The sequence below is a fragment of the Nostoc sp. genome (assembly GCF_036917275.1).
Taxonomy (GTDB): Bacteria; Cyanobacteriota; Cyanobacteriia; order Cyanobacteriales; family Nostocaceae; genus Nostoc.
In genome coordinates this window covers 1-26,263 of the sequence record NZ_JBALDF010000064.1, presented here as the reverse complement: position 1 = coordinate 26,263, position 26,263 = coordinate 1, and the positions used below count along the sequence as shown (strand labels likewise).

Annotated in this window: 24 protein-coding genes; 15 read left to right on the top strand and 9 right to left on the bottom strand. The window is 41.4% G+C overall.

Annotated features, from left to right (window positions below; genetic code table 11):
• Positions 1 to 77 precede the first annotated feature (77 nt).
• The 6 genes from kaiB to V7K35_RS25380 all read left to right on the top strand — a co-directional run bounded on the left by kaiB (position 78) and on the right by V7K35_RS25380 (position 7,552).
• Complete coding sequence (gene kaiB / locus V7K35_RS25405) at positions 78 to 392, top strand: circadian clock protein KaiB (RefSeq protein WP_334794197.1); 315 nt, start codon at positions 78 to 80, stop codon at positions 390 to 392.
• Positions 393 to 720: 328 nt separating this feature from the next.
• A complete protein-coding gene (gene kaiC / locus V7K35_RS25400) occupies positions 721 to 2,283 on the top strand; it encodes a circadian clock protein KaiC (RefSeq protein WP_335082764.1) in 1,563 nt (520 codons plus the stop codon).
• A 103-nt stretch (positions 2,284 to 2,386) separates the two neighbouring features.
• A complete protein-coding gene (locus tag V7K35_RS25395) occupies positions 2,387 to 4,627 on the top strand; it encodes a TolC family protein (protein ID WP_335082762.1) in 2,241 nt (746 codons plus the stop codon).
• 759 nt (positions 4,628 to 5,386) lie between these two features.
• A complete protein-coding gene (locus V7K35_RS25390; RefSeq protein WP_334794194.1) occupies positions 5,387 to 5,764 on the top strand; it encodes a hypothetical protein in 378 nt (125 codons plus the stop codon).
• A gap of 230 nt (positions 5,765 to 5,994) precedes the next feature.
• Positions 5,995 to 6,501: a hypothetical protein gene (locus V7K35_RS25385; RefSeq protein WP_334794193.1), complete on the top strand. Its 507-nt coding sequence runs from the start codon at positions 5,995 to 5,997 to the stop codon at positions 6,499 to 6,501.
• Between the two features lie 271 nt (positions 6,502 to 6,772).
• Positions 6,773 to 7,552, top strand: coding sequence for a photosystem II S4 domain protein (locus tag V7K35_RS25380; protein WP_335082760.1), 780 nt, complete (start codon positions 6,773 to 6,775; stop codon positions 7,550 to 7,552).
• Between the two features lie 132 nt (positions 7,553 to 7,684).
• Here the strand turns inward: V7K35_RS25380 and V7K35_RS25375 are convergent, their stop codons facing one another.
• The 5 genes from V7K35_RS25375 to V7K35_RS25355 all read right to left on the bottom strand — a co-directional run bounded on the left by V7K35_RS25375 (position 7,685) and on the right by V7K35_RS25355 (position 14,670).
• A complete protein-coding gene (locus V7K35_RS25375; RefSeq protein ID WP_335082758.1) occupies positions 7,685 to 8,461 on the bottom strand; it encodes an SDR family NAD(P)-dependent oxidoreductase in 777 nt (258 codons plus the stop codon).
• A 303-nt stretch (positions 8,462 to 8,764) separates the two neighbouring features.
• Positions 8,765 to 9,322 (bottom strand): hypothetical protein, encoded by a 558-nt coding sequence (locus V7K35_RS25370; protein WP_335082756.1) that lies wholly within the window; start codon positions 9,320 to 9,322, stop codon positions 8,765 to 8,767.
• A 781-nt stretch (positions 9,323 to 10,103) separates the two neighbouring features.
• Positions 10,104 to 10,709 (bottom strand): exopolysaccharide biosynthesis protein, encoded by a 606-nt coding sequence (locus tag V7K35_RS25365; protein ID WP_335082754.1) that lies wholly within the window; start codon positions 10,707 to 10,709, stop codon positions 10,104 to 10,106.
• Between the two features lie 68 nt (positions 10,710 to 10,777).
• Entirely contained in the window at positions 10,778 to 11,662 is an 885-nt protein-coding gene (locus tag V7K35_RS25360; RefSeq protein ID WP_335082752.1) for a lipid kinase, read from the bottom strand.
• Between the two features lie 1,490 nt (positions 11,663 to 13,152).
• The gene (locus V7K35_RS25355; protein ID WP_335082750.1) at positions 13,153 to 14,670 is read right to left on the bottom strand and encodes an ABC transporter permease subunit; all 1,518 of its coding nucleotides are present in this window, start codon (positions 14,668 to 14,670) and stop codon (positions 13,153 to 13,155) included.
• Positions 14,671 to 14,910: 240 nt separating this feature from the next.
• Here V7K35_RS25355 and V7K35_RS25350 point away from each other — a divergent pair, with 240 nt between their 5' ends.
• Positions 14,911 to 15,666 carry an amino acid ABC transporter ATP-binding protein gene (locus tag V7K35_RS25350; RefSeq protein WP_335082748.1) on the top strand — a complete coding sequence of 252 codons (756 nt, stop codon included), beginning with the start codon at positions 14,911 to 14,913 and terminating at the stop codon, positions 15,664 to 15,666.
• A 57-nt stretch (positions 15,667 to 15,723) separates the two neighbouring features.
• Here the strand turns inward: V7K35_RS25350 and V7K35_RS25345 are convergent, their stop codons facing one another.
• Together V7K35_RS25345 and lipB are read right to left on the bottom strand one after the other, a co-directional pair.
• Positions 15,724 to 15,924 (bottom strand): hypothetical protein, encoded by a 201-nt coding sequence (locus V7K35_RS25345; protein WP_273763239.1) that lies wholly within the window; start codon positions 15,922 to 15,924, stop codon positions 15,724 to 15,726.
• A 183-nt stretch (positions 15,925 to 16,107) separates the two neighbouring features.
• Positions 16,108 to 16,800 (bottom strand): lipoyl(octanoyl) transferase LipB, encoded by a 693-nt coding sequence (lipB, locus tag V7K35_RS25340; protein WP_335082746.1) that lies wholly within the window; start codon positions 16,798 to 16,800, stop codon positions 16,108 to 16,110.
• 717 nt (positions 16,801 to 17,517) lie between these two features.
• Here lipB and hpf point away from each other — a divergent pair.
• Complete coding sequence (hpf, locus tag V7K35_RS25335; RefSeq protein WP_334794184.1) at positions 17,518 to 18,168, top strand: ribosome hibernation-promoting factor, HPF/YfiA family; 651 nt, start codon at positions 17,518 to 17,520, stop codon at positions 18,166 to 18,168.
• A gap of 80 nt (positions 18,169 to 18,248) precedes the next feature.
• On the opposite strand, the gene V7K35_RS25330 is transcribed toward hpf, so the two are convergent.
• Positions 18,249 to 18,710, bottom strand: a complete 462-nt coding sequence (locus tag V7K35_RS25330; protein ID WP_335082744.1) for a peroxiredoxin — start codon at positions 18,708 to 18,710, stop codon at positions 18,249 to 18,251.
• A gap of 118 nt (positions 18,711 to 18,828) precedes the next feature.
• Between V7K35_RS25330 and V7K35_RS25325 the strand changes: the two genes are divergently transcribed.
• Together V7K35_RS25325 and V7K35_RS25320 are read left to right on the top strand one after the other, a co-directional pair.
• Positions 18,829 to 19,956: an acyltransferase family protein gene (locus V7K35_RS25325; protein ID WP_335082742.1), complete on the top strand. Its 1,128-nt coding sequence runs from the start codon at positions 18,829 to 18,831 to the stop codon at positions 19,954 to 19,956.
• An 85-nt stretch (positions 19,957 to 20,041) separates the two neighbouring features.
• Positions 20,042 to 20,746: a CAP domain-containing protein gene (locus V7K35_RS25320; protein ID WP_335082740.1), complete on the top strand. Its 705-nt coding sequence runs from the start codon at positions 20,042 to 20,044 to the stop codon at positions 20,744 to 20,746.
• Between the two features lie 139 nt (positions 20,747 to 20,885).
• Here the strand turns inward: V7K35_RS25320 and V7K35_RS25315 are convergent, their stop codons facing one another.
• Complete coding sequence (locus V7K35_RS25315; protein ID WP_335082738.1) at positions 20,886 to 21,452, bottom strand: PadR family transcriptional regulator; 567 nt, start codon at positions 21,450 to 21,452, stop codon at positions 20,886 to 20,888.
• Between the two features lie 457 nt (positions 21,453 to 21,909).
• Here V7K35_RS25315 and V7K35_RS25310 point away from each other — a divergent pair, with 457 nt between their 5' ends.
• The 5 genes from V7K35_RS25310 to V7K35_RS25290 form a co-directional block, all read left to right on the top strand.
• Positions 21,910 to 22,341, top strand: coding sequence for a hypothetical protein (locus V7K35_RS25310; protein ID WP_442939762.1), 432 nt, complete (start codon positions 21,910 to 21,912; stop codon positions 22,339 to 22,341).
• A gap of 185 nt (positions 22,342 to 22,526) precedes the next feature.
• Entirely contained in the window at positions 22,527 to 23,471 is a 945-nt protein-coding gene (locus tag V7K35_RS25305; RefSeq protein WP_335082734.1) for a hypothetical protein, read from the top strand.
• Positions 23,472 to 23,756 (top strand): hypothetical protein, encoded by a 285-nt coding sequence (locus V7K35_RS25300; RefSeq protein ID WP_335082732.1) that lies wholly within the window; start codon positions 23,472 to 23,474, stop codon positions 23,754 to 23,756. It abuts the gene before it with no gap.
• 253 nt (positions 23,757 to 24,009) lie between these two features.
• Positions 24,010 to 25,458, top strand: coding sequence for an ATP-binding protein (locus tag V7K35_RS25295; RefSeq protein WP_335082730.1), 1,449 nt, complete (start codon positions 24,010 to 24,012; stop codon positions 25,456 to 25,458).
• The coding region (locus V7K35_RS25290) for a tetratricopeptide repeat protein (protein ID WP_335082728.1) at positions 25,452 to 26,263 on the top strand (812 nt) is incomplete at its 3' end. The genes V7K35_RS25295 and V7K35_RS25290, both read left to right, overlap by 7 nt.

Sequence of the window (26,263 nt, the reverse complement as noted above, 5' to 3'; positions counted from 1 at the left end):
ACAAGCCACTACTGTTAGTTAGTCTCAATGCGCGATCGCATCTTGTATTTATATTATAATGACTAGGCATTAAGTATATGAATAAAGCCAACAAAAACTACGTTCTCAAGCTTTACGTAGCAGGGAACACCCCGAATTCAGTCCGGGCATTAAAAACACTCAAAGATATTTTAGAACAGGAGTTTGAAGGCGTTTATGCTTTAAAAGTGATCGATGTACTGAAAAGCCCACAACTGGCGGAAGAAGATAAAATATTGGCAACGCCGACATTATCTAAAATTTTGCCTCCACCCGTCCGCAAAATTATCGGGGATCTTTCAGATAGAGAAAGAGTATTGATTGGATTAGATTTGCTCTATGAAGAACTGAGTGAAGATGATTTTGAAGAGTAAAATAATTAATTATGCAAGAGACCATTTATAAAGGAAATTTTAATTGTGTAGGGGAGCCAGTACGTTGCTCTAGTCAAGAGAGTTGTAGCACCTATTCTTTAGAGCGAAGCGTAACGCACTGACATGAATCGTGCGTTACAGCAAAAATATTTATTCTCGCTATCTTTAGTCAGATTGTGTGGTAACACAACAACAATTATGAGCTAAGGAAGCCTGAGCTACTTTTACCTCCCCTACTTAATATGAAAGTTTATAAATATTCTCGAAGAAATTGAGTCCAAACTTTAGTAATAAAAAATAGGTTTTAATACCAATTTATTATCAAGCAATGAATGAAAACGAGCAACTAGAATCAAAGCAACCACCGAGAATTAGGGGTGTAGAAAAAATTCGCACGATGATCGAAGGGTTTGATGATATTACTCATGGTGGTTTACCACTTGGTAGAACTACTTTGATTAGCGGTACATCCGGCACAGGCAAAACTTTATTATCTCTTCAGTTTCTCTATAACGGTATCACTTACTTTGATGAGGCAGGAGTATTTGTTACCTTTGAAGAATCACCCAGTGATATTATTAAAAACGCCCATATTTTTGGTTGGAATTTGCCACGTTTAATCGAAGAAGGCAAGTTGTTTATTCTTGATGCATCTCCCGATCCAGAAGGTCAAGATATCGTTGGTAATTTTGACCTTTCTGCACTAATTGAGCGCCTGCAATATGCCATCCGCAAATACAAAGCTAAACGAGTTTCAATCGACTCAATAACAGCAGTATTTCAGCAGTATGAAGCGATGGGAGTAGTGCGACGCGAGATTTTTCGCCTAGTAGCACGTCTCAAACTACTAAGTGTCACCACTGTGATTACCACTGAACGTAGTGAAGAATATGGCCCCGTTGCCTCTTTTGGTGTGGAAGAATTTGTTTCCGATAATGTAGCAATTGTTCGCAACGCTTTAGAAGGAGAACGCCGCCGTCGCACAATTGAAATTCTCAAGTTGCGCGGCACAACTCATATGAAAGGCGAATATCCTTTCACGATTACTAATGAAGGAGTTAACATCTTCCCACTGGGAGCAATGCGTTTAACTCAACGGTCTTCCAATGTTAGGGTATCTTCTGGTGTCAAAACCTTAGATGAAATGTGCGGTGGTGGTTTCTTTAAAGATTCAATTATTTTGGCAACAGGAGCCACAGGTACTGGCAAAACCCTTTTAGTCAGTAAGTTTATTCAAGATGGCTGCCTCAATGGAGAACAGGTAATATTATTTGCTTATGAAGAATCACGCGCCCAACTATCTCGCAATGCTTCCTCTTGGGGGATTGATTTTGAAGAATTAGAGGATCAAGGTTTACTCAAAATAATCTGTACTTATCCTGAATCAACTGGTTTAGAAGACCACTTACAAATTATTAAATCTGAAATTGCTGTCTTCAAACCAGCTCGCATCGCCATTGATTCTTTATCAGCACTAGCTAGAGGAGTGAGCAATAATGCATTTCGGCAGTTTGTGATTGGTGTGACGGGTTATGCTAAACAAGAAGAAATTACTGGTTTCTTTACCAACACAACTGACCAATTTATGGGAGCGCATTCGATTACTGACTCTCATATCTCCACGATTACCGACACAATTATCATGTTACAGTACGTAGAAATTCGCGGAGAAATGTCGCGGGCAATTAACGTGTTCAAAATGAGAGGGTCTTGGCATGATAAGGGCATTCGTGAGTATAATATCACTGCTGATGGTCCCGACATTAAAGATTCTTTCCGGAACTACGAACGGATTATCAGCGGTGCTCCTACTCGCGTTAGTATCGATGAAAAGGCGGAACTTTCTCGCATTGTTAAACGTTTTGAAGACAAACAGAGTTCCGAACCCTGAATTTAGTATCGTAGTATATTCTTTCCTAAATTTAGTATCGTGCTATATTCTGTGGTGAAGAAAGGTTTTCTGCCGCTAGATTGATTTTCGTGTGAGGGATGCGGTGAAAGGACAGCAATTATTCTATAGCTTCTTGCCTAGTGTGACGGCAGCGGTCTTAACAACTCAGCCTGTTTGGGCTGGTACTGCGAAACTAACTGAGGTATATCTGGCGTCTTCTCCTAGTGTTTTGACTTCTACTTATGGTCAAGACTCGGTTGTGGACACCATGAATACCCAACTGCCTAACGGTGCAGATGTTAGTATTCCAACCCAAGTACCTGCTTTTGGTTTCACTAAACTTAGCATGAAGCCTTTAAGTAATAACAGTATTCCAGTGTTCACGATTGGAAATACTGTTGTACCAATAAAACAACTACTTAAGAAAGATGAAGGTAGATTTTTCAGTTTGACACCTACCTCTAATCCTTCCCAACAGCTTGATGTCAGTCGTTCTGCTCCAAATAATCAAAAACAGAGTAATTCAAGCGCTTATGGGCAGGAATCAAAGAGGATAGTAGTTCCCAACTACACTTCAAAATCCCCTTCTGTCCAAAAAGAAATTTTGTCCCTGTCTTCTGTACAGCAGCCAGTGGTTCAAAAGCTAAATACTGTTACTCAGTTGCAGACATTTTTACAAACTTCAGCTACAGGTGTAGGAGCAGCAAAACTGCTGTCAGCGCAGAGGTGTCCACAGGAATTGGGAAAAAGTAAGACTGACTCGTTGGCTAATTTGGTAATGGCCTCAAGCGCCTGCTTACAAAAAAGTGCTATTGGCCGCGTGGCTCAGAGTAATACTCCGATTCCGACAGATTCGACGCCAACTCCCACTGTGCCAGAAACCGTAACTCCTGTACCAGGGGGTTCAGTGCTACCTCCCATTGTGCCGACAACCGTAATTCCTGCACCAGGGGGTTCAGTGCAACCTCCAACTGTGCCGAGAACCGTAACTCCTGTGCCATCAGGACCGGTGCAAATTCCCGATAACCTGATTCCTAGCTCAAATCCTTTGCAATTTCCCACTAAACCAGAGGAAGTGACATTTCAGGGAAATCAGCCGATTACTTTGGCACAGGCTCTGGAGCTAGCACGGCGGAATAATCGGGATTTACAGGTATCCCAATTGGAGCTAGAACGAAATAAAGCGGCTCTACGCGAGGCGCAAGCTGCTTTATTGCCCACTCTGGGAATTAGCACTGATATTACTCGTAGTCAGTCTGCTAGTAATCAGCTCGCGTCGAAACTCCAAGAACAACAGACGGGTATATCATCCCCAGATAAACCCAGTACAGGTTTCAACGGTCAAGCACAACTCTCATATAATCTTTATACTTCTGGGAGAGTGCAAGCACAAATCAGAGCGGCTGAAGAACAGGTACGTTTCTATGAGTTGGCTGTAGAAACTGAGTTTGAGACAATCCGTCTAAATGTTGCTACTGACTACTACAATCTGCAACAAGCGGATGAACAAGTACGTATTGCTCAGTCGGCTGTGCAGAACTCCCAAGCTAGTTTGCGTGATGCAGAAGCTTTAGAGCGAGCTGGGGTTGGTACTCGCTTCGATGTGCTACGCTCTCAGGTGAATTTAGCAAATGCCCAACAAGATTTGACTAATGCTAGATCGCAGCAGGCAATTGCCCGTCGTCAATTAGCAACTCGGATAAGTTTGCCGCAGGCGATAAATATCAGTGCAGCCGATCCTGTACAGTTAGCTGGTCTTTGGAACCCAACGCTAGAACAAAGTATTGTGCTAGCTTATCAAAATCGTCCGGAACTGCAACAGCAGCTAGCACAACGCAATACCAGTGAGCAACAGCGTAGGCAGGCCCTTGCGGAACTGGGTCCTCAAGTTAGTTTGGTCGCCAGCTACGACCTGTTAGATCAGTTCAATGATAATGTCAGCGTTACTGATGGTTATTCATTGGGAGTTAGGGCAACCCTAAATTTGTATGATGGAGGAGCAGCAAGAGCAAGGGCAGATCAGTCAAAAGCTAATATTGCGATCGCAGAAACTCAATTTGCTGAACAGCGTAACCAAATTCGCTTTCAGGTAGAACAAGCCTATTCTACCCAGCAATCTAGTTTGGAAAATGTTCAAACCGCTAATACCGCTTTAGAACAAGCTAGAGAAGCTCTACGTTTAGCGCGTTTGCGATTCCAAGCTGGTGTAGGGACTCAAACTGATGTGATTAACTCTGAAAACGACCTCACACAAGCTGAAGGTAATCGAGTCAGAGCAATTTTGGATTACAACCGCGCTTTAGCTCAGTTACAACGGTCTGTTACTCTCAGAGCACTACGCTAATTAGCCGAAACTCAACTGTCAATACTTTTGACTGCTGTTGTGTTTTGTAATGCACTTTGCACCTGCCCTCAAGGCATTACAAAGTCCAGTAGTGTTTTTGAGCAAAAGTTACCACAAGCCTTATTTTATCAGTCAATACATTGATAAAATGAGGCTTTTTAGTCGTAAAAGCAGTAGTGGAAATTTTTATTTTTTAGAAGTCCTTTAGCGATCGCTTGTGGATGATAATTCAATACAGTTTAATTAAGAATTTCTTCTTTCTCTTTGCGACAGCAGGGCGGTTGGAGGGATCTAAGACTTTGAAAACACGCCCTACGTCTACGCTGAAATTTTTAGCAATAAGCAAGAGTTAATGATATTTTTTCTAGTCTGTTGAGAATAAAATACTATAGCAATAGCCAAGGTGGTTAGGACATTAACAGATGATAAAACTTAGACACAAAAAGGCTTTTCACCCAGTCCCCAGTCCCCAGTCCCTTGCTATATTATTGATATGATGCGATCGCCCTGCAATGGTTTGAGGTTGACAAAAGGATTCGTTTGCGATCGCGTACCCACCCAAACTAGGCAATCGCAGGAGAGTTTAGTTGCAAGAAAGTTACTCGAAAAGCAAATTTTATTCTGGTTCTCAACACGCTGTCAAAAACGCCACTATTCATAAAAAGTCTCAAATCAAGACTTTTATCAACAGGTCTATTGGATTAGTCAAAATTGGACTAACATAACTGAGTGTTCGATTGCTCGCCTTGTCAAAGACTCATGACTAAAGTAACATCTCAAGAAATTGCACAGTTTCGCTCTCAATTGGCAGATAATCCCAGCGATATGGAAGCGCTGGATTTGATTGAAGACTGTGATGGAGATTTAGAAGATGCGGCAATGACGCTAGCTATCCGAGCAGGACAACAACCAGAAAGAGCAAATTCCGAGTGGTTAGATGCCTTGGCTAGAAAATGGCGTGTGGTCATTTGCGAACAAGAATATCGAGAAGATTTGCTTAATACTTCACTTCAAAAGATGATGGAACATCTAAAAGCAACGCCGACGTTTCCTAAGATTTTGGCAACGCCAGTTTTGATTTATGTCCTCAAGCAAGGCGTGAACAATTTTTGTGAGCCACTAGATTCGCTAAAGTGATTAGCCCATGTATATTTAACTTGTATTATAACGGTTTGCCGTTGAGTTCAATACAGACCTAACCCCCAACCCCAACGCTACAAGGGTTGGGGAGTAAGAATCAAAGCCTCTCCATCCTGTACAGACGCGATTATTCGCGTCTGTACTCCTACCCAATGCAAGATTGATTCCACCAGGACTGATACGCTGTTAATTAAGGCAAAACTTCTATTAGACAAATTGTAAAATCAATGAATTACCTTGTTGCCGTATTACCAGACCGCATTCAAGCCGAAGCTGCTTACTTAGCTTTAGAAGAAGAAGGCATAAAGAGTACTATCCTGGGGAAGGGATATAAAACGGCTGACGAGTTTGGCTTAATTGACCCCAAAGACCAAGCCAAAAACCAAGCACAACTGATGGCAACCTGGCTGATACCATTTGGCTTTTTTGCAGGTTTTACATTCAGCCTGATCACTGGTTTAGATACTTTTGCCTGGGCGGGTGAAGTTGGCAATCACATCATTGGTGGACTGCTGGGTGCTGCTAGTGGTGCTATGGGTGGTGTTTTAGTGGGTGGTGGAGTCGGTTTACTCGTGGGTAGTGGTGATGCATTACCTTATCGCAACCGCTTAGATGCGGGTAAATACTTAGTTGCCGTTCAAGGTTCTGAAACTCTCACTCGGCAAGCAACCCGAATATTACGTCAGTTTGATCCAGAAAATATCCAAGGTTATGCTGACACAAGTAGCGTGTAATAAATCATAGTTTACACATTACGACACAGCGACTTGAGTTACTTCCCTTGAGGCAGCAGAAGCACTGGTCTATATTTGCCTTTAGTCGGCGATAACTTAAGAGAATTATCGCTCAATCTCCAGACAATCATGCTGCCTCGATTCGCATTCTGAAAAAATTAGGAATGCAACAAACTGGTAGAGATGAAAACCTGCCCAAATGGGAATTAAAGTTAGAATCAAGACAGTTTTTGCAGATAAATTCTCAACTCATAACTCATAATTTTTAAGAATGTTGCCACGAGAAGAACTTTTAAAAGGTGTTGAAAATCGAGATAGTGTAGCTCGTGTAATTGATCAAGCAGAGCAAGCCATCAAAACTTGGGAAGTGATTTTGACCGATTTTCTATCTCCCCCAGAATTGGCAGAAATTCAACGGGTGTTTAACCGATTAACAGAAGTGCAATTAGTTGTATGGGGTGGATATCCGCAAGCTGAACGCCAAAGAATTGCGATCGCTCGTTCGGAACTTCCCTTAGATCCATCTCAAGTCAGCCTTGTCGCCGTGGAAATTGCTGGTAATTTCCTGTTTGATACCGCCTCTCACCGAGACTTTTTAGGCGCAATGTTGGGAACGGGAATTGTTAGGGAAAAAACGGGAGATATTATAGTATTGGGAGAACGGGGGGCGCAGGCGATTGTCGCACCAGAGTTGGTAGAATTTTTGGAAATGAGTCTTAAACAGGTGCGATCGGTTCCTGTGAAAACTCAACAGATTGAGGTAACTGAATTAAAGGTTCGGGAACCAAAGAAAAAAGAATTAACTACTGTGGAGGCTTCTTTGCGATTGGATGCGATCGCATCTGCTGGTTTTGGCATGTCCCGCAGCAAAATGGTTGATTTCATTGATGCTGGTGATGTCCGCGTCAATTGGAAGGAAGTTACCCAAGCTAGTTCTCAACTTAAATCCGGCGACTTAATCGCTATTCGCTCTAAAGGGCGTTTAGAAGTTGGAGAAATTGCCGTTACAAAAAAAGACCGCTACCGAGTTCAATTAACAAGATATATCTAATAAGTGAGGAGTAAGTAGTTAAAAGTCAGAAGTGAGGAGTGAAAAGTTAGGAGTTTTAAATTTACCACTTTCTTTAACTCCTAACTCCTGTAGAGACGCGATTAATCGCGTCTCTAACTCCTAACTATATACTTAGGCTTTAAAATGTTTTGCTAACATATTCAGCAGAAGTTTGCGCGGTACGAGCCGAGATAATTTGCTTCTAAGTTGAGTGTTAGTATTAGAACTAATAACGGTTGGATAGCCTTTTTCCAAAGCCTCTAAAGATTCCCGAACCACTTTTTCACAAGAATATACTTTCTCTGTGCTACTTGCCAGCGCTGGAGGAAAATTAGCTTCTGCAAAAAAGTTTGTTTCTATTGGCCCTGGACAAGTGACTAAAATACGAACACCATATTGACGATTTTCTGCCCATAGTGCTTCACTAAAGCTGAGGATAAAAGCTTTACTGGCAGCATAAACAGAAAGGTATGGTATCGGTTGAAATGCAGTAATAGAAGATACGTTAATAATACTTCCAGAACCACGTTGCCGCATCAAGGGAAGAAATTTATGTGTTAAATCTACCAATGCCAAAATGTTTAATTGTACGATTTTGACTTGTCTTTCTCCATCTCCTTCAGCAAAGTCGCCATAGTAACCAAAACCAGCATTGTTGATTAATAAGTCAATAGTTAATCCCTTTAGTTTAGTGGCATCAAAGACAGCAGATGCTGCATTAGATTCTGTAAGGTCTTTGACTATAACATCTACTTGAATTTTGTATTGTTCTTGTAATTGTTTCGCTAATTGGCTTAGTTTCTCTTCGGAACGAGCAACTAGTACAAGATTTGTCTTGCGTGCAGCTAGTTCTTGGGCAAAAGCTTTACCAATACCACTAGAGGCACCAGTAATCAAAGCAGTTGGCATTATACATATTAAGATAGTTTTTAGACACCTTATAAATCTTAGCTATGTTAGCTATAAGTTTTAACTACCCAAAGTGATATATCCAAAAGGGTAAAAGCAGCACCTAGTGCTGAAATCTGAGTGGAGACTTCCTCCACTCAAAACTTCTCCTTCCTTAAAACTTGACTTTCGGAAGCTATATAAATTCTCCAATTACACCAATATGGGAGATTCTTAAATCATCTTCATCTGTACATTAAATAGACGAGTCGATTTTTTCTGGTAGTTCTCTGTCCTTACACGACCAAACCTTTGAATTGTTAATTACCATTTTTCATACCAATAGATAATTTCTGAAGCTGAACTATTAATAGCAACGCCGTAGCTATCTCCATGATTCCATTTGAAGCCAGGTCTACCTTTGTTATCTGCATTTAATACCAGTATTTCATAAGTAGCTGGAAAAGATTCCGTATGAGAGTCACTGGTGTAGAAGAAAGTTGTCGGCACACCGTTAGGCTGGTTTATGTGGTCGTTTGTGTTACCACCCCTATATTGGTGCTTTGCACTATTTCTGTATTGTGAAAGTAATTTTTCTATTTTATTTGGTGGCTGTTTCAGCCTAATTTGAAAAAAACTACTTCCTTGCAAAAATTCAGGAGAGTAAGCAATGCGAACGGCTTTAGCATCAGTGGGAATCTCATTAGGAAAATGTTTTATTTGGTCATTATTAGACCATAGTTGATTACGAATTTCTTTGTAGCGTGATGTATCAGTTATTATTTTAGGTTCGCTAGTATTGCTAAAGTTTCTTCTCATAAAAAAGCTTCCCCCGACAATACTAAAACTAGCAAGGGCCAAGAGAAATTGCGATCGCTTCATCGAGTTGGGTGCATCTAACTTTCATAGTCATATACCCAACTAATAAACTAAATTCGTACTATTGCGGATATAGCATCAGAGATATTAACAGAAACTTTGTGTATCCAGCAGGAATTCGGGGTAATTGTAAAATTATTGTGAAGTTGGTCAATGATTACCTAGTCAAAAACCGTAGGTTATCCTGATTGAGGCTAGTACTCCCCTTATGGCTAACGAAATCAATTCCACAGCCATCCATTTTTTTCAATTCTTCCTGATGTAGGAATAACTAAGGCGGATATATAAATAGTAGATGCACCTTAATTAAATTATAGCCCCTAGCTTTTAGCTGAGGGCTTTTTTTATTGCTGATATTTTTTAATATGGCAATAAAATTTATTTTATTATTATAAGTCTAATTTTCCCGGATATAGCAATCAATAAAGCGGATTAATAAATGGTAGATGCACCTTAAAAATTACAGCCCTCAGCTTTTAGTTGAAGGCTTTTTTATTGCTGATATTTTTTAATCTGTGAAGAAAATAACTTTGTACATAATTTAAATATTCCCGGATATATCAATCAATAAAGCGGATTAATAAATGGTAGATGCACCTTAAAAATTACAGCCCTCAGCTTTTAGTTGAAGGCTTTTTTATTGCTGATGTTTTTTAATATATGAAGAAAATAACTTTGTACATAATTTAAATATTCCCGGATATAGCAATTAATAAAGCGGATTAATAAATGGTAGATGCACCCTAATAAATTACAGCCCTCAGCTTTTAGTTGAAGGCTTTTATTATTTAAATATAGATGGCAGTAAACTGGGAGCTAACCATACTGCATAACCAAGAAATCCAAACAGCAAGGTAATTAGGACAGTAATGCCGTAGCTGATGCAAATTAATAAACCGTCAGATTCGATGGTGGCAACAGTCAAAAGTAAAATACCCACAGTGGGGATGGGATTTGTAAACGGAATTGGTAATATTAGTAATACTGTTAACAAAGAGATACAAAACCCATTAATTCGCCAAATCAAAGGATTATGGGCTATTTTTGCCAATCGGGGACGGGCGATTTTCTGCAAGATTTTGGTAAGACGTCCCAAATTTTGCAAAAGTAACTGGGCAAAGGGACGAGGAAATTTGTAGTTGGCGATTCTTTTCGGTAGCCAAGGCGATCGCCTCCCTAAAACCATTTGCACTGACAACAGTAAACAAGCACCACCAAAAGGGCCAGTTAATCCCGGTGGCATAGGAAATAAAAAGGGCAAAATTAATAATGTAATTACCAGGCTGAACCCTCGTTCTGAGGTTTCTGCCAGAACATCACCTAGAGTCAGCGGTTGTTCAGCTAGGCGTTCTAACAGGGACTTTATATCTTGAGAAAATCTCAGATGCATTTGGCGTGAGTTGATGCGAGTTCCCACATTTTTAGCAGAGGTAGATAGGGCAGAATAACTCCTAACTCCTAACTCATGACTTCTGGAGGCACTAAAACAGCTATAGCTTTAGGTATAACGCGAAAATGAGCAGGTGTGTAGGTAGTGATTTCACCATCTGTATTGATAGGGTGCGGTTTGTGAGTATGCACCTCTATTTCTTCACCTTGAAGAGAGCGTACACTTTGCCAATGTATATGTCGCCCTTCTCGCATCGCCGGAAATATTGGTATAATATGCAACCAATGTTTTATCTCCAAGCTATAAAGGTCTAGCCTTTGGTCATCTATTGTGGCATCGTGAGCCACTGCCATACCACCCCCATAATAGCGGCCGTTACCCACAGCAATTTGCACTGTTTTCACACGAACTGATTCACCATTGATCACGATCTCCGCAGTAAAAGGTCTAGCTTCCCAAATTACTTGCAATGCAGTGGCAGCATAAGCAAATATTCCCCAACGGCGTTTGACTTGTTTGGTAAGTCGCTGGGTAATTTTTACACTCAATCCCATACTGGCAACGTTAAAAAAGTGCTTGCCGTTCACCCAACCCAAGTCGATGCGGCGTAAATTTCCATAGGCAATAATTTTGCAAGCTTTGCTGAGGGAATTCGGGATTCCCAAAGTCTTCGCTAGGTCGTTGGCAGTTCCTAGAGGCAAGATTCCCAAGGGCAACTGAGTATCAACTAAAGCATCTACTGCGGCATTGAGAGTCCCATCTCCTCCACCAATGATTACCAAGTCAACTTGATACTGATAGCGAAATATAACTTCAGCAAGATGTTTGGGGTCTTCTGTAAACTCCTCAATTAAATCAAAGCCGAGTGTCTTCAGATATTGAATTGCTTCCAACAGACCCTTTTGGCCTTGGCGGGCATGACGATTTACTAATAGCAGTGCGCGGGAACTCATGGGTAGTACCTTTTGTAGTTTAGGACTTACGCAAAAATTGCCAAAAAGCTTAATTTATCGAACCGCCAAGACGCCAAGAACGCCAAGAATCGTAGAGTGTGCGTAAGTCCTATAGTTGATAGTTCCAATTATCCGCATCAATGTATTCTGGTTGAAGTTGACTATGTGTTTAAGTTGTTATGACCTTTATCAACAATTCATTTGTCAATACTTATAATGTTATGATTACTAATTTTTAATTTCTATTTTATCTAATTTATCTTTATTAGCCTCAGTGTGTTAATATTCCGTCAATATAATTATTTACTAAATGACTGAATTTAAGTGTTTTTATTTATAAGACAGATATTTATGCCAATATTATAGTACCTAGAAAATAATGCTAAACAATTAAGATATTTTTTCTTGATATAGATACATATTTGTATAAATACTAACAATAGTTATAATTATTTAACTTTTGGCTGAGAAGACATTTATATATATCAATTTCTGCTGTGGGAGATTGGAAATTGTCTACGACTCGGAAAGCACCATTTATCCCGCATTTATCACAAGTTCTGGGATCGCAATACTGTAAAGGATAATAAACAAGAGAGTTTTTGTCGCTAGGAAGATAATCAAAGGATAGCGATTAACTAGCGGGGGAAAAGTTTTTAACGTCAATAGGACTTACGCACGAGTTATGGAATAACGAACCGCAGAGGCGCAGAGAAGCCAGTGCGCCCTTGCGGTTCCCCGACTTGTTCGCGCAGCGTCTCCCTTAGGAGAAGCAACTGGCGCGACACGGTGAGACAGCGCTGTAGGAGGGTTTCCCTCCGTAGGCGACTGCGAACCCGAAGGGAGAAATGAGAGTTTGAGAGATATTTTGCGTAAGTACTAGTCAATATTAAACCGCGTCCACTTTGAAAATTGTAGTTCTTTCCGTATGAAAACAAAAAACCCGCATCCCCCAGCCCCTTCTCCCAAATTTGGGAGAAGAGGAGCCGGAAAGAAGTCCCTCTCCCCTTACTTGGGAGACGGATTTAGGGCGAGGGCAAAAACTACGGTTCTTAACATAGATGAGGTTTAAACTTGTTTTTGCTTCTTGTTTGGTGGAATTTAAGTTTTTGTGCGATCGCTCTAGGTAAAATGATTGGGCAATACCCTGCAATGCCAATGCGTCAGCTTACATTGTCAATGCATCGGCTTACATTGTTAATGCGTCGGCTTACATTGTTAATGCGTCGGCTTACATTGTTAATGCGTCGGCTTACATTGTTAATGCGTCGGCTTACATCGTTAATGCGTTAGCTTACATTGTCAATGCATCGGCTTACATTGTTAATGTGTCGGCTGCATCGTTAATGTGTCAGCTTACATCGTTAATGCGTCGGCTGCATTAAAAACGTTACGCTTTTACGCAAAACTGTACTTAGTGCTTACCTTAAAAGTTAATTGACATTGGCAATTCTAAATTAAAGTAAGTCTGAAAAATCACTTAAAAATTATTAGGTATCGTACTTCCTCCGCCGCTTAACCGGATTCATCCACACTTCTAAGCGACTAAATGCCTGTGAAGAAAGTAACGTCAAGCATAGATACACCAAAGCTACAGCCGCGTAAATTTCAAAAGCGCGATAATTATCGGCGACAATTAGCTGTCCTTTGCGAAACAATTCTTCAAAACCAATCACTGCAACTAAGCTTGTATCTTTCAACAAACTGATAAACTCATTACCTAAAGGTGGGATCATCCGCCGGAAAGCTTGGGGAAAAATTACATAACTCATGGTTTGCATAGAACTCAAACCTAACGATTGTGCAGCTTCTGCTTGTCCTGTTTCAATTGATTGAATCCCAGCACGGACAACTTCGGCAATGTATGCAGCACTATTCAAACTTAAGGCAATTACTCCAGCTACCAAACGATCAAAAGTAAATGTCAAACCAAGTTCTTGTAAAATTGCTGGTAAACCGAAGTAAATCATAAAAATTTGCACTAACAAAGGCGTTCCCCGGAAAAAATCCACATACGCCCTCGCCACCCAACGCAAAGGTGCAACATGAGAAAGGCGGACAATACCAATTAAGGAACCCCCAATTAAACCAAACACTACAGAAAGCATTGTCAATTGCAACGTTACCAAAGCTCCCTGTAATAAAGTCGGAAAAGCCTGCAAAATCACGCCAATTGAGGTTAATATTTTAGGTGCGCGAGCGCTAGTCTGATTCTCAAATGGTGATTTAACTGGTAATGATGGCGGCTCGGCTTTAAACCATTTTCGATAAATTTGGGAATAAGTGCCATTTTTCAGCACCCGATCGAAACCGTTGTTTATTAATGCCAAATTCGCGGAATTTTTAGCTGTAGCAATCCCGTAAAATTCCTCCGTCAACAATTGCTGTACTATTTTAATTCCCTTGAGATTACCCGTATTAATAGCATACAAAGTCACAGGTGCATCATTAATTACCGCATCCACATTAGCATTAAGCAATTCTTGCAGGGCTAAAGGTGCTGAATCAAAACTGCGAATTTGCACTCCAGGAATACTCTTAGCCTTTGCAGCCCCAGTTGTACCAACTTGTACCGCAATTTTTTTATTTTTGAGACTGTCAAAGCCAGTAATATTTTGATTATCTGCGCGGATTGCGATCGCTAACCCAGCTTTAAAATAAGGGCGGGAAAAAGAAATCGTCTTTGCCCTCTCCTCTGTAATCGTGATCGAACTAATCGCCGCATCTACCGTTTTGGCTCCCAAAGCTGGGATAATGCCATCAAAAGGCAGACTTTGAAATTCCACTTTAAAGTTAGCAGAGGAAGCAATCGCATTCATCAAATCAATGGAAAAACCCTGTAACTCACCACCTTGTCCTTTAAATTCAAAAGGTGGAAACGCCGGTTCAGTAGCAACCCGTAGAGTTTTCCCAGCACTAGGATTCACACCACAGCCAGCCAGTAACAAACAGCTAAAACCTACAACCACACACCAGCGCAGCCAACAGATAAAACTAAATTTAGCCATATTATTTTCTCTCCCCCTCTGCGCTCTCTGCGCCTCTGCGGTTCGTTCAAGTTCCCGCCAATAAATAAATTTCACAGGCTTTTAGCTAAAGTCTACTTCAATAGACTAAAACCCTTACTTAGTCTTCTAAAGAAGACTTGAGCTATTAACCTCAGAATTCATTCTGAGGCGTTTTTTAAGACTACTGCACGTATACATAAAAAACCTTACAATCAACTGTAGAACAGCTTGACATAAGTAATGAACAATACCATCCCCGCCATTATTTTTGACAATATCGAAAAAAACTTTGGTTCCCTAAAAGTCCTCAAAGGAATCACAGGGGAAATCAATCGGGGAGAAGTTGTTGCAGTTATCGGTTCCTCCGGCTGTGGTAAAAGTACCCTACTACGCTGCTTCAACCGCCTAGAAACCATTAACAAGGGGCGTTTAATAATCAACGGGATCAACTTATCACGACCCACTGTCAACTATAACCAACTGCGGCAACTACGAACACAAGTAGGTATGGTTTTCCAACAGTTCAACCTGTTTCCCCATCTCAGTGTCTTAGAAAATATGACACTCGCCCCTCGGAAAGTATTGGGAAAAACACCGAAGGAAAGCGCCCAACTAGCGAGATTGTATTTAGAAAAAGTTGGCTTACATGACAAAGCCTCTGCTTATCCCGAACAACTTTCTGGTGGACAAAAGCAACGAGTTGCGATCGCTCGGAGCTTATGCATGAATCCCCAAATCATGCTATTTGACGAACCCACCAGCGCCCTAGATCCCGAACTCGTCGGCGAAGTTTTGCAAGTTATGCAGCAATTGGCATCAGAAGGGATGACAATGGTGGTTGTCACCCATGAAATGCAATTTGCAAAGGAAGTAGCCGATCAGGTGATATTTTTAGACAAAGGTATTGTCACAGAACAAGGTTCAGCCTATAAAGTATTGACCAATCCGCAGAGCGATCGCCTACGTATTTTCCTCAGTCGCCTCAATGTTAGATAGTTAGGAGTTAGGAGTTGTCAATTAAAGGTTTTTTCATAACTTTTCACTCATAACTATTTAAAGGTACTCGCGCAAGAAATCAAAGGGATCATCTTCCCAACAAGGTTCAGGTATCAGCCAAAATAAACTACTGTTGATATCGGCTTCAATTTCATCACCGTCGTCTCTATCAAAGAGTTCTATCAAAGCTATCCAATCACCTTCTCTCAGAAACGTTAACGATGGGGCATATACCTGGAGATTATTTGAGTAATTCACGCGCAAAATTGTGCTTGAGAGCCGTAAAAAGTTAGTATAAAAATTTGTAAATAATCAGATTATAGCTTTGATAACCGAAGTTAAATAGTTATTTTGATACTATTAAATATGGACTACTCTCATGAGTGTCTCACAATTTAAATAGGACTGCTATAGTATTTATTACATAATTACAAGCTGAATTTACTCAAACCGGAAAAATCCTTCAGGCTGCGACTCGACTAATTCCACGTCAAAGACTTCGGCAAAGGACTGGGCTAGATAAAAACGCACTTCTTGGCAAGTGATTCCTGGAATCCATTCAGCTAAACTGCCTACAGATTTATCAGAAATACCGCAAGGTACAATGCGCTCAAAGCCTGTCATGTCTGGACAAACATTTAATGCAAAGCCGTGCATGGTAATCCAACGGCTAACTTTAATCCCAATAGCCGCAACTTTTCGCCCTTGTAACCAAACACCAGTAAAAGCCGGAATTCTTTCTCCCTGCAATCCATAAACTGCTAATAGGCGAATTATGACTTCTTCGAGTTGCCGTAAGTACCAATGAAGGTCTTTACGATAACGTTGCAGATTTAAAATAGGATACCCTACCAGTTGACCGGGACAATGGTAAGTAACCTCACCGCCTCGTTCAACTCGATGCACATCATATTCACCTTTGTCAATATCAAATTTGAGAAAATCTGAGTTGGCTGCTTGTCCCAGAGTATAGACAGGTGGATGTTCTAGCAAAATTAACACGTCATCTAGACTGGGGTCATGGATACGCTCAGTCAGGAGCGATCGCTGCCATCCATGAGCATCCAAGTAAGGCATTAATCCTTGGTTATACAGCAAACAACGGTTTTGGTGTGGTTTTATACTATGGATCATGCCAAAAATCAACTGATATTGGGAACAAAATATATTTCAAGTTAGAAGATTTGAGTCAACAATTGTCAAGCTTTGCAAAGGATTTTAAAGGAAAGTCAAGGGAAGCTGCATTAGAAAATACAAAGTGCTAGCTTGAATATTAACCTCAATAGGTTTTTAGGAGGAATTCTCTACAATGATAGGACTTACGCACACTCTACGAACTCTTGGCGTTCTTGGCGTCTTGGCGGTTCGACAAATTAAGCTTTTGGGCGATTTTTGCGTAAGTCCTAAATAAGCATCACGCCAAGACAATAAGAACGAATGTACTGGCTGATGACTCTAATTATATTGTTTGCATTTAAAACAGAATCAAACTTCCACAAAAACTCGTGTTCTTGTTCAACAGTGAGCAAACCTCAATCGAACATAGAAGGAGCAACTATCAACAGTTCTGTGAGCGTTCCTTGAAAAGAGAAGGTAGTCACGGGAGCTACGACTCAAATTTCCTCACAAAAGAGTTCTATGTGGAAATCCAATTTGGATATCAGCGCAGAGATGAGGAGGGAAATCAAGGTATACTTGACAACAACTCAGATGCAGGAAGCTTAGAGACAGCTTACCAGCACTACATACAAAGAGTTCACAATTTGTTTTGGCGGCAGTAATAGACTTTACCGCAACTTCTTTTCATACAAAGCAAATTCATACATCCAAATATTCACCGGGAGAGTTTACATGAAGCTTGTCATCCACGGCAAAAATATTGAAATCACCGATGCAATTCGTGAATATGTACATCAAAAAATTGAAAAAGCAGTTAGTCACTTTCAGAGCATTACAAATGAAGTGGATGTGCATCTTAGCGTAGCCCGTAATCCCCGCATTAGTCCTAGACAAGCGGCTGAAGTAACTATTTATGCAAATGGTAACGTTATCCGTGCGGAGGAAAGCAGCGAAAGCCTATATGCCAGCATTGACTTAGTTGCAGATAAAATTGCTCGTCAACTGCGGAAATATAAAGAACGGCGTCAAGACCAGAAAACTCAAGCCCAACCAACAGAAGTAGTTGTTGCAGAGTCGTTAGTCACAGATTTAATTGGCGATCGCACCCCTGAACTACCAAACGAAGTTGTCCGTACAAAATATTTTTCCATGCCGCCGATGACCCTTGCAGAAGCCTTAGAACAACTGCAACTCGTAGGACACGACTTTTATATGTTCCACAATTCTGAAACTGGAGAGATTAATGTAATTTACGAACGTAACCACGGCGGTTATGGTGTGATCCATCCCCGCAATAGTAACGGTCATACTAATGGCAAGAATGGCAAGTCAACCTACACTAATATTGTCACGCCGGAAAAGTCGCACTCGAATAAAGTCTAATTAAAACGCAAAGGGACGCAAAGGTTAACGCAAAGGTTCGCAGAGTATTCTTTGCATTAACCTTTGCGTTTAAAAACTTTTTACTTGGCCGCAAGCTGTTGCAAAGTTTTCAGTGCTTCCTCAACATGTCCTTTAAAGTTAAACATTGAGTCAAACACGTATTGCACAATTCCTTGTTCGTCAATGACATAAGTAACGCGACCAGGGAATAAGCCAAAAGCGGCTGTTGCGCCATATAGCTTCCGCACTTGGTCGCCTTTGTCAGTTAACAGGGTAAAAGGTAGATTGTACTTTGCAGCAAATCGCTGATGAGATTCGCTAGAATCAGCACTCACGCCGACAACTTCAGCGCCAGTGGCTTTAAATACTTCATACTGATCACGAAAGGCGCAGGATTCAGATGTACATCCGGGTGTGTCGTCCTTGGGGTAAAAATATAGGACAACAGCTTTTTTGCCGCGAAAATCTTGGAGGCTAATTGTTGAGCCGTTTTGGGCAGGTAGAGTGAAATTAGGAGCGGTATCTCCAACTTTGATTGGCATAACGAGTGGTGGTAATTACTTAATAAAATTTTAACTTGTATCCAAGTCTATAAATTTTGCTTGATTACGTGCATCAAGCGGAGTAGCTTAGATACTCATCTAACATAAAATTCCGCTTATGCGCCTGACTTCACTGGATGTTTTTCGCGGCATTACGATCGCTGGGATGATTCTCGTTAATATGGCGGGAGTCGCAGATGATGTATATCCTCCCTTAGCCCACGCCGATTGGCACGGTTGCACACCAACTGACTTGGTATTCCCCTTCTTTCTCTTCATTGTCGGTGTGGCAATGACTTTCTCGCTGTCAAAGTACACCGAAGATAACAAACCAACCTCAACTATTTACAGGCGGATATTGCGCCGCGCTGCGATTCTCTTTGCCTTGGGATTACTATTAAATGGCTTTTGGAATCAGGGTGTTTGGACTTTTGACTTGGGTAGTATCCGTATTCTGGGAGTGTTGCAGCGCATTAGCCTTACCTATCTGCTGGCTTCTTTGGCAGTTCTCAACCTGCCGCGTAAAGGTCAATGGATACTAGCAGCAGTGCTACTCATCGGCTACTGGCTAACAATGATGTATCTACCAGTGCCCGATTATGGTGCGGGAGTGCTGACACGGGAAGGTAATTTCGGCGCTTATATTGACCGCCTGATTATTCCCAAAGCACATTTATATAAGGGTGATGGTTTTAATTTTATGGGAGATCCAGAGGGGCTGTTCAGTACTATTCCTGCGATAGTAAGCGTCCTCGCTGGCTACTTCACTGGACAATGGATACGCAGCCAACCTGTACAATCACGCATAAGTATAGGGTTAGGATTATTTGGAGTTGGTTGTTTAATTATCGGTTGGGCGTGGGGGTGGACATTCCCTATCAACAAAAAGCTGTGGACAAGTTCCTATGTAATCTTCACCAGCGGTTGGGCGTTACTTTTGCTAGCAGCTTGTTATGAACTCATCGAAGTCCGGCTAAATCGTCGCTGGAGTAAACCTTTTGAAATTATGGGCTTAAATGCGATCGCTCTTTTCGTTCCATCCGTTTTGTTGATTAAAATTTTAGTGAAAACCACTATCGGCACAGGCAAAGATGCTCCTAATACCTATAATTGGATTTACCAGAATTTTTTCGCATCTTGGGCGGGAGTCCTGAATGGTTCCCTGTTGTTTGCCATAGTCACCGTGTTCTTGTGGTGGGTTGTTGGTGTTCTGATGTATCGACAACGTTGGTTTCTCAAGGTGTAAATTTGAAAGCAGATGGAAGAAGTTGAAAATTAAAATTTTCTGCTAATTCACTAAATTAATCCATAGAAAAATTGTGAGGTAATGAATGCGTCGCCTGAAATTTTGGGTATTTTTGCCATTTACCTTGATATTCGGCTGCTCAAATCAAATGTTTCAATCTAACCCATCTGTGACAAACTCTAACCCAGCAGTAGTTCAATCAGCCAGTCCGACTTTATTAGCAAAGGCGAGTTATCTTTCACCACTGGAACAACAGGTAATTGTTGAAACAAATAAGGTACGAACAAATCCCAAAGCATACCTCCCGATTCTGGAAAACTATAAAAAGCGCTTCCAAGGTAACCGAGTCAAAATTTCTAATAATTTTTATTTACAGACTCAAGAAGGAGTCAAAGCAGTCGATGAAGCGATCGCATTTCTGAAATCAGCACGGCCTGTGGGAGCGTTGACTGCATCTAAAGGTATGTCTTTAGGAGCAAAAGACCACGTTAAAGACCAAGGCCCAAAAGGTGCCGTAGGTCATGATGGTAGCGATGGTAGCAACCCCTTTACTCGCATCAACCGCTATGGTAGATGGCAAACAACCGCAGGCGAAAATATTAGTTATGGTTCAAAGACTGCTCAAGATATCGTCATGCAGTTAATTATTGATGATGGTGTGAGCGATCGCGGTCATAGAAAAAATATTTTTAATGGTGCTTTTAAAGTATCTGGCGTTGCTTATGGAACTCACAAATCATACAGAACAATCTGTGTAATTGACTACGCTGGGAGGTATAGGGAAAAATAATATTTTGCACAAACATCCCCGATAAGTCAAGGGGTAATTCACCGATGACTGGCAATTTATTGGTGGTGATTTCTTCACGGATTGGAGCAAAATTGCGATTAAGATAAGGATTAACTGCTATTGTTACCATTGTCTTGATTTATAGAATCTGGTAATGTGATACATATGGTTTTTGGTGATTAATCACACTGATCGCTATCTTCAACCAATCAATATAAGTCTGTTCTCTTCGGATCACCAACTCCAGCACGAGCCTTTGCATGACTTGCTCACGGTTGGCAGACTGATCACTGAGTGATGGTAAATCGATGGTTTCAGATTCAGCAAGCTTTTTGCTTCGAGCTGCCAGTTGTTGCTCCAGTAGGTGAATAATGGTTTCATTTGACAACTGATCTGCAAAATGCAACTGGAGGAGCATTGGTTCTCGGATAGTCGGTAAGAGCTGATGAGTCCCAAGCCATCGGGCAAATTCTGCTTTCCCTGGCTCCGTCACACTGTAAACTTTGCGGTTAGGGCGATCGTGCTGAATCTCAATCTTACAGGTAATCCAGCCTTGCTCAACTAGCTTATCGAGAGTTCTGTAAATTTGTGCCTGGTCTGCTGGCCACAAATGGGCAATGTATTGATCAAAGCAGCTCGTTTTCAGGTCGTAGCCCGTCATTTCTTGCTGCTGAAGAAGACCTAGAATTACATATGCTAGCGACATTAAGACGGTTTTCCCATAATTGACATTTTCTCGATAGATTCTATGACTATGTACTTCTTATAAGTTTATGCTAATATATGATTAATCAAATATAAGATATAACGACTATAAAAAGATATGTTGATTGTCATGCGTCTTAACAAAGAAACCGAATACATGAACTGAGGTTAGGCAGATGGCTAATGGTGGTGTTTGCACGAGAGAGTGATCAAGTAGCGATGTATTTTGAGTGCCGCTTCCGTAACCCTATGGGATCTTGCTACGTGGAGCATCAGTCAAGAGAAGAGAAGTGAGAAGTTCTGATCAGAGCGGCAAGCCTCCTGGTGAGCCTCTATGCCACCATTGGATATGCTACTCATCGCTAGTGTATCACTCAACAAACCAGTTGTTCGCTACAGTCTATTCGTGATAAAAATATTGACGCAGAAATTATTTAAGCCATTTGAAGACTATTGTAATGAGAGGATGGGTAACATTGACTTCTAACACACTTTCACAAAGAATACGTCAACATCAATATTTACGTGATTTACGAAACAAATTACTCCACCTTCACAAGATGTTGCTGGAGACAGAACGCATTGCCTACGAACAGGTTAGTGGACGAGTATCAAGCGGAGAACTACTTCAGCTAGTTATCGCTCATGAACAATTTGCTTGGCTACATCGCATTTCTGAGGTGGTTGTGCAAGTTGATGAAATGCTCGAAGCAGATGAACCGATAGCGATGGATGATTTTGAAAAGTTGATTGCTAATGTCCGCACGCTGATTGTACCGTTAGAAACGGGCAATACCTTCGAGAGAAAGTATTACAACGCTCTCCAGCGCGAACCTGGTGCTGTGTTGGCACATGCGGAGATATCAAGATTTCTCACGTCTAAGGTTTAAGGTTAACTGAGAGCATTTTCAATAGCCATACAGCAGATTTTATCTGAATAGACCACAGTTAAGTAGGGTGGGCATTGCAATGCCCACCCTATTATGATGAACTGTTGGCTGTAGTTTACGCAATTGAAAACCGCTGTAATACCTGACTTTTCACGGTAAGTCCTCTTGTATCAGATAACGTGGTCATGAATAATACAGAAAAGAAGCTTTGCGTAGGCATCGCTAGCCACCTTACAACAATGACTACTGTAATATTTGTACATGGCACTGGCATTAGAGAACGAGAATACAACGATACCTTTGAGATAATTGAGCAAAAGATTCACGCTCAACGTCCTGACATCAAAGTTGCTCCCTGCCTTTGGGGTGCATTAGGTGCAAAGTTCAATGATAATCGGGCATCAGTACCTTTGGAGGATGCGACACTGGCTTTATCTCAGCCAGAAGAAGACGCAGATATTGTACTATGGGGGCAATTATACCGCGACCCTCTTTATGAATTGCGGCTGTTGTCTTTGAAACCTATTAAGTCAGGAAATGCTTTTGGGAAAAAACCAAGGGATATTTTACAATCTCGTGTAGCGAGTCTCACACCGACATCTCAACTGGAAGCTAAGTTGCAAGAGGCGGGAATTGCAGAGGTATTTGAACAAGCACCAGAGGCGGTTATCCGCAGTGAACCGTATAAACGGGCATTGCTCACAGTTTCCGAATCTGATTTGAGTGAATATTATGCACCAATAGCTAGAGCATTTGTCGCTCAAGCAATGTTTATTAGCGAACAGCAAGAAAAATTTCCCCCGATACTCACCGATGCCCAATTGCGGGATAAAGTTGTGGAATTGCTGACTCTGGCTTTGACAGAGGCGGAGTTAGGATTGGGTGGCTGGTTATTAAAGCCATTTGTTGAACTAGCGCAGTACGGCGGAACGAATTATGTCAGAGGAAACCGCCTTGAGTTAACTGATAAAATTTCGCCTATGCCTGGTGATATTTTGTTGTATCAGACGCGGGGTGAAAAAATCAGGGCGTTTATCCAGGAACAAATTGAACAAGCAGAACCGCCTGTGGTTTTAATCGCCCATAGCTTGGGAGGTATCGCTTGTGTAGATTTGCTAGTGCAGCAGTAGTTGTCTCAGGTGGAATTATTGGTAACAGTTGGTTCCCAAGCACCATTTTTATATGAGATTAACGCCCTCTACAGCTTAGAATATGGGCAGTTATTGCCAGAGCATTTCCCCGAATGGTTGAATATCTACGATTTGCGGGATTTTCTCAGTTACGTGGGTAATAAAATTTTTCCTGATAGAGTGCAGGATGTGCGAGTGGATAGCAGACAACCCTTTCCCCGTTCTCACGGTGCTTATTGGGAAGAAGATCAAACCTGGGAGGCGATTATTCCGAGGTTGCCATAATGGTTTACCCCACCCTAACCCTCCCCTTGTAAAGGGGAGGGAACTAGATTTATTGTTTTCCCCATTTATAAGGGGGGATTAAGGGGGGTAATTTGACTTATGTAAAGAACTAGATTTCTTTTTTCCACCCTTTCCAAGGGGGGATTAAGGGGGGTAATTCAAGTGTGTACACGGTAGATTCCCTGCTAGGGAAGGAGGTTAGGGGATTAGGGGGTTAGGTCATTTTCCATACGAGGTGAGAAACTAAATCATCATGCAGTTGACGGCTAAACCTGAGCGGACTTTTGGGTTAATTGTGGGTATTGAAAAGTACCACGAATCTGAATGGAATGTGACGGGTGGCGGGCCAGCTGATGACGCGCTGAAATTTGCTGATTGGCTGCATCGGCGCGGTGTACCGAAGGAGAATATTCGGTTATGTTTATCAGCACTGGAAGAAAATCATCAGTTAATTGGGGAATGTGGGTTAACTGTAGAGTTAGCAACAGAGCAAAATATCTCCGACATTGTGACTAACTTCTTATCCCCAAAGTCGGGGGATTTACTCTACATTTTTTGGGCGGGACATGGTTTGATTACCTCAGAACGAGAGCGTCGGTTGATTTGTGCTGATGCAAATAAACAGAATTGGCAGAATTTAGATTTAAAGTCTTTATTAGATTTGTTGGGTTCCGATAAATTTCAGATTCGCAATCATATTTGTATTATTGATACCTGTGCCAATTATGTTTTAGAGTTGGATGGAAGACCAACTAACTTAGGTGGCAAAGTTTTTTTGAGTGGTGAGCCAAGGACAGATACTCAACAATTTGTGTTACTGGCTACGCGGGAAGGAGAGCAAGCTAATGTAAATTCTGAAAATAAAACAGGATACTTTTCTCAAGCTGTGCGGGAGGCTTTAGCATCAGCTAATGGGAGTTTTCCGCCGGATATGAGGGAAGTTACCGAGGCAGTGAAGCAGCGATTTAACGGTTTAGATAAAAAACAACTGCCGACTTATTTTTATTCCCGCAGTTGGGATGGAGATATTGAAAAATCTCATTTCAACCCGTTTGATATCCCGCATAATATCCAACAAAGTCAAGCTCGTAAGTTTGTTGGCAGGGATGAGGAAATAGAACAATTACATCAGCTATTGCAAGCAAATGATGTTGTGGCAATTAGCGATGTGACTGGGCAAGGTGGCGTGGGTAAAACAGAGTTAGCTATTCAATACTCTTGGCAATATTTGGAAGATTATTCTGGCGGGTGTTGTTGGTTAAATCCCCAAGGTATTGATTTGGGAACCCAGGTAGTAGAGTTTGGAGTTGTGAATTTACCTGACTTTAATCCACCGGATGGATTAAGCCTAGCAAGTCAAGTTGCTTATTGCTGGAAGAAGTGGCAAGCTGGCAAAGTTTTATTAGTATTTGATGATGTTAAAGACTGGATGCAAATTAAACCCTATCTACCACCTAAAGGTTCTCCGTTTAAGGTGTTAATTACCACTCGTCTAAATACAGGGTTAGCATATCCATCACTGCCGTTAGGTAAATTGTCAGCAGATGGAGCCTTAGAATTATTAACAACCCTGCTGGGAAAAGATATGGTTGAAAAGGAATTAGAGTTTGCTAAAAGACTTTGCAAATTTGCGAATTATGTACCTCTTGCACTTAGGCTAATAGCAGCAGAGTGCCGAGAGCCAGGGAGAAAATTATGTTAGCAGACATTCTCGCACGGCTACAAAAGCAAGCCTCAGCAGGCGAGTCTGGTGTAGCAGCAGCTTTTGAGTTGAATTGGCAAAGCTTGGAACCAGAGGCGCAAAAATTGGCTTGTCTGTTGAGCTTGTTTGCCTTGGCTCCTATCCCTTGGTCTTTAGTAGAATCAGCAGCAAGTTATAGCGATTGGGAATTCGACCTCAAAGCTAACTGCACTATTTTAGTTGAGCGTTATTTGCTGCAAGAATTGGCAGAGGACACCTACCAAGTTCACGAACGCATTCAGGAATTATTACGGCAGAAGTTAGAAGAGTTAGCGGAAGCTGACGAACTCAAGCGCGGCTATTGTCAAGCAATGGTAGCAGTAGTAAAAGATATTCCTCAGACACCCACATTGATAGAAATTGCTCAAGCAACTCTTGCCATCCCTCACCTTGCGGAAGCCGCTACAGTTTACGAAGCTTGGTTAAGCGATGATGATTTAATCTGGCCTTTTTTGGGCTTGGGTAGATTTTACGAAGGTCAAGGAGCCTACAAGCAAGCTTTACCTTGGTACGAACAAAGTTTATCATCTGCTAGAAAACGTTTTGGGGATGAACACCCCGATGTGGCAAGTAGCCTGAACAATTTGGCATTCCTCTACAATTCACAGGGAAAGTACAGCGATGCCGAACCTTTGTACATCGAAGCTTTGGCGATGAGAAAACGCCTGCTGGGGGATGAACACCCCGATGTGGCAAGTAGCCTGAACAATTTGGCATTCCTCTACAATTCACAGGGAAAGTACAGCGATGCCGAACCTTTGTACAT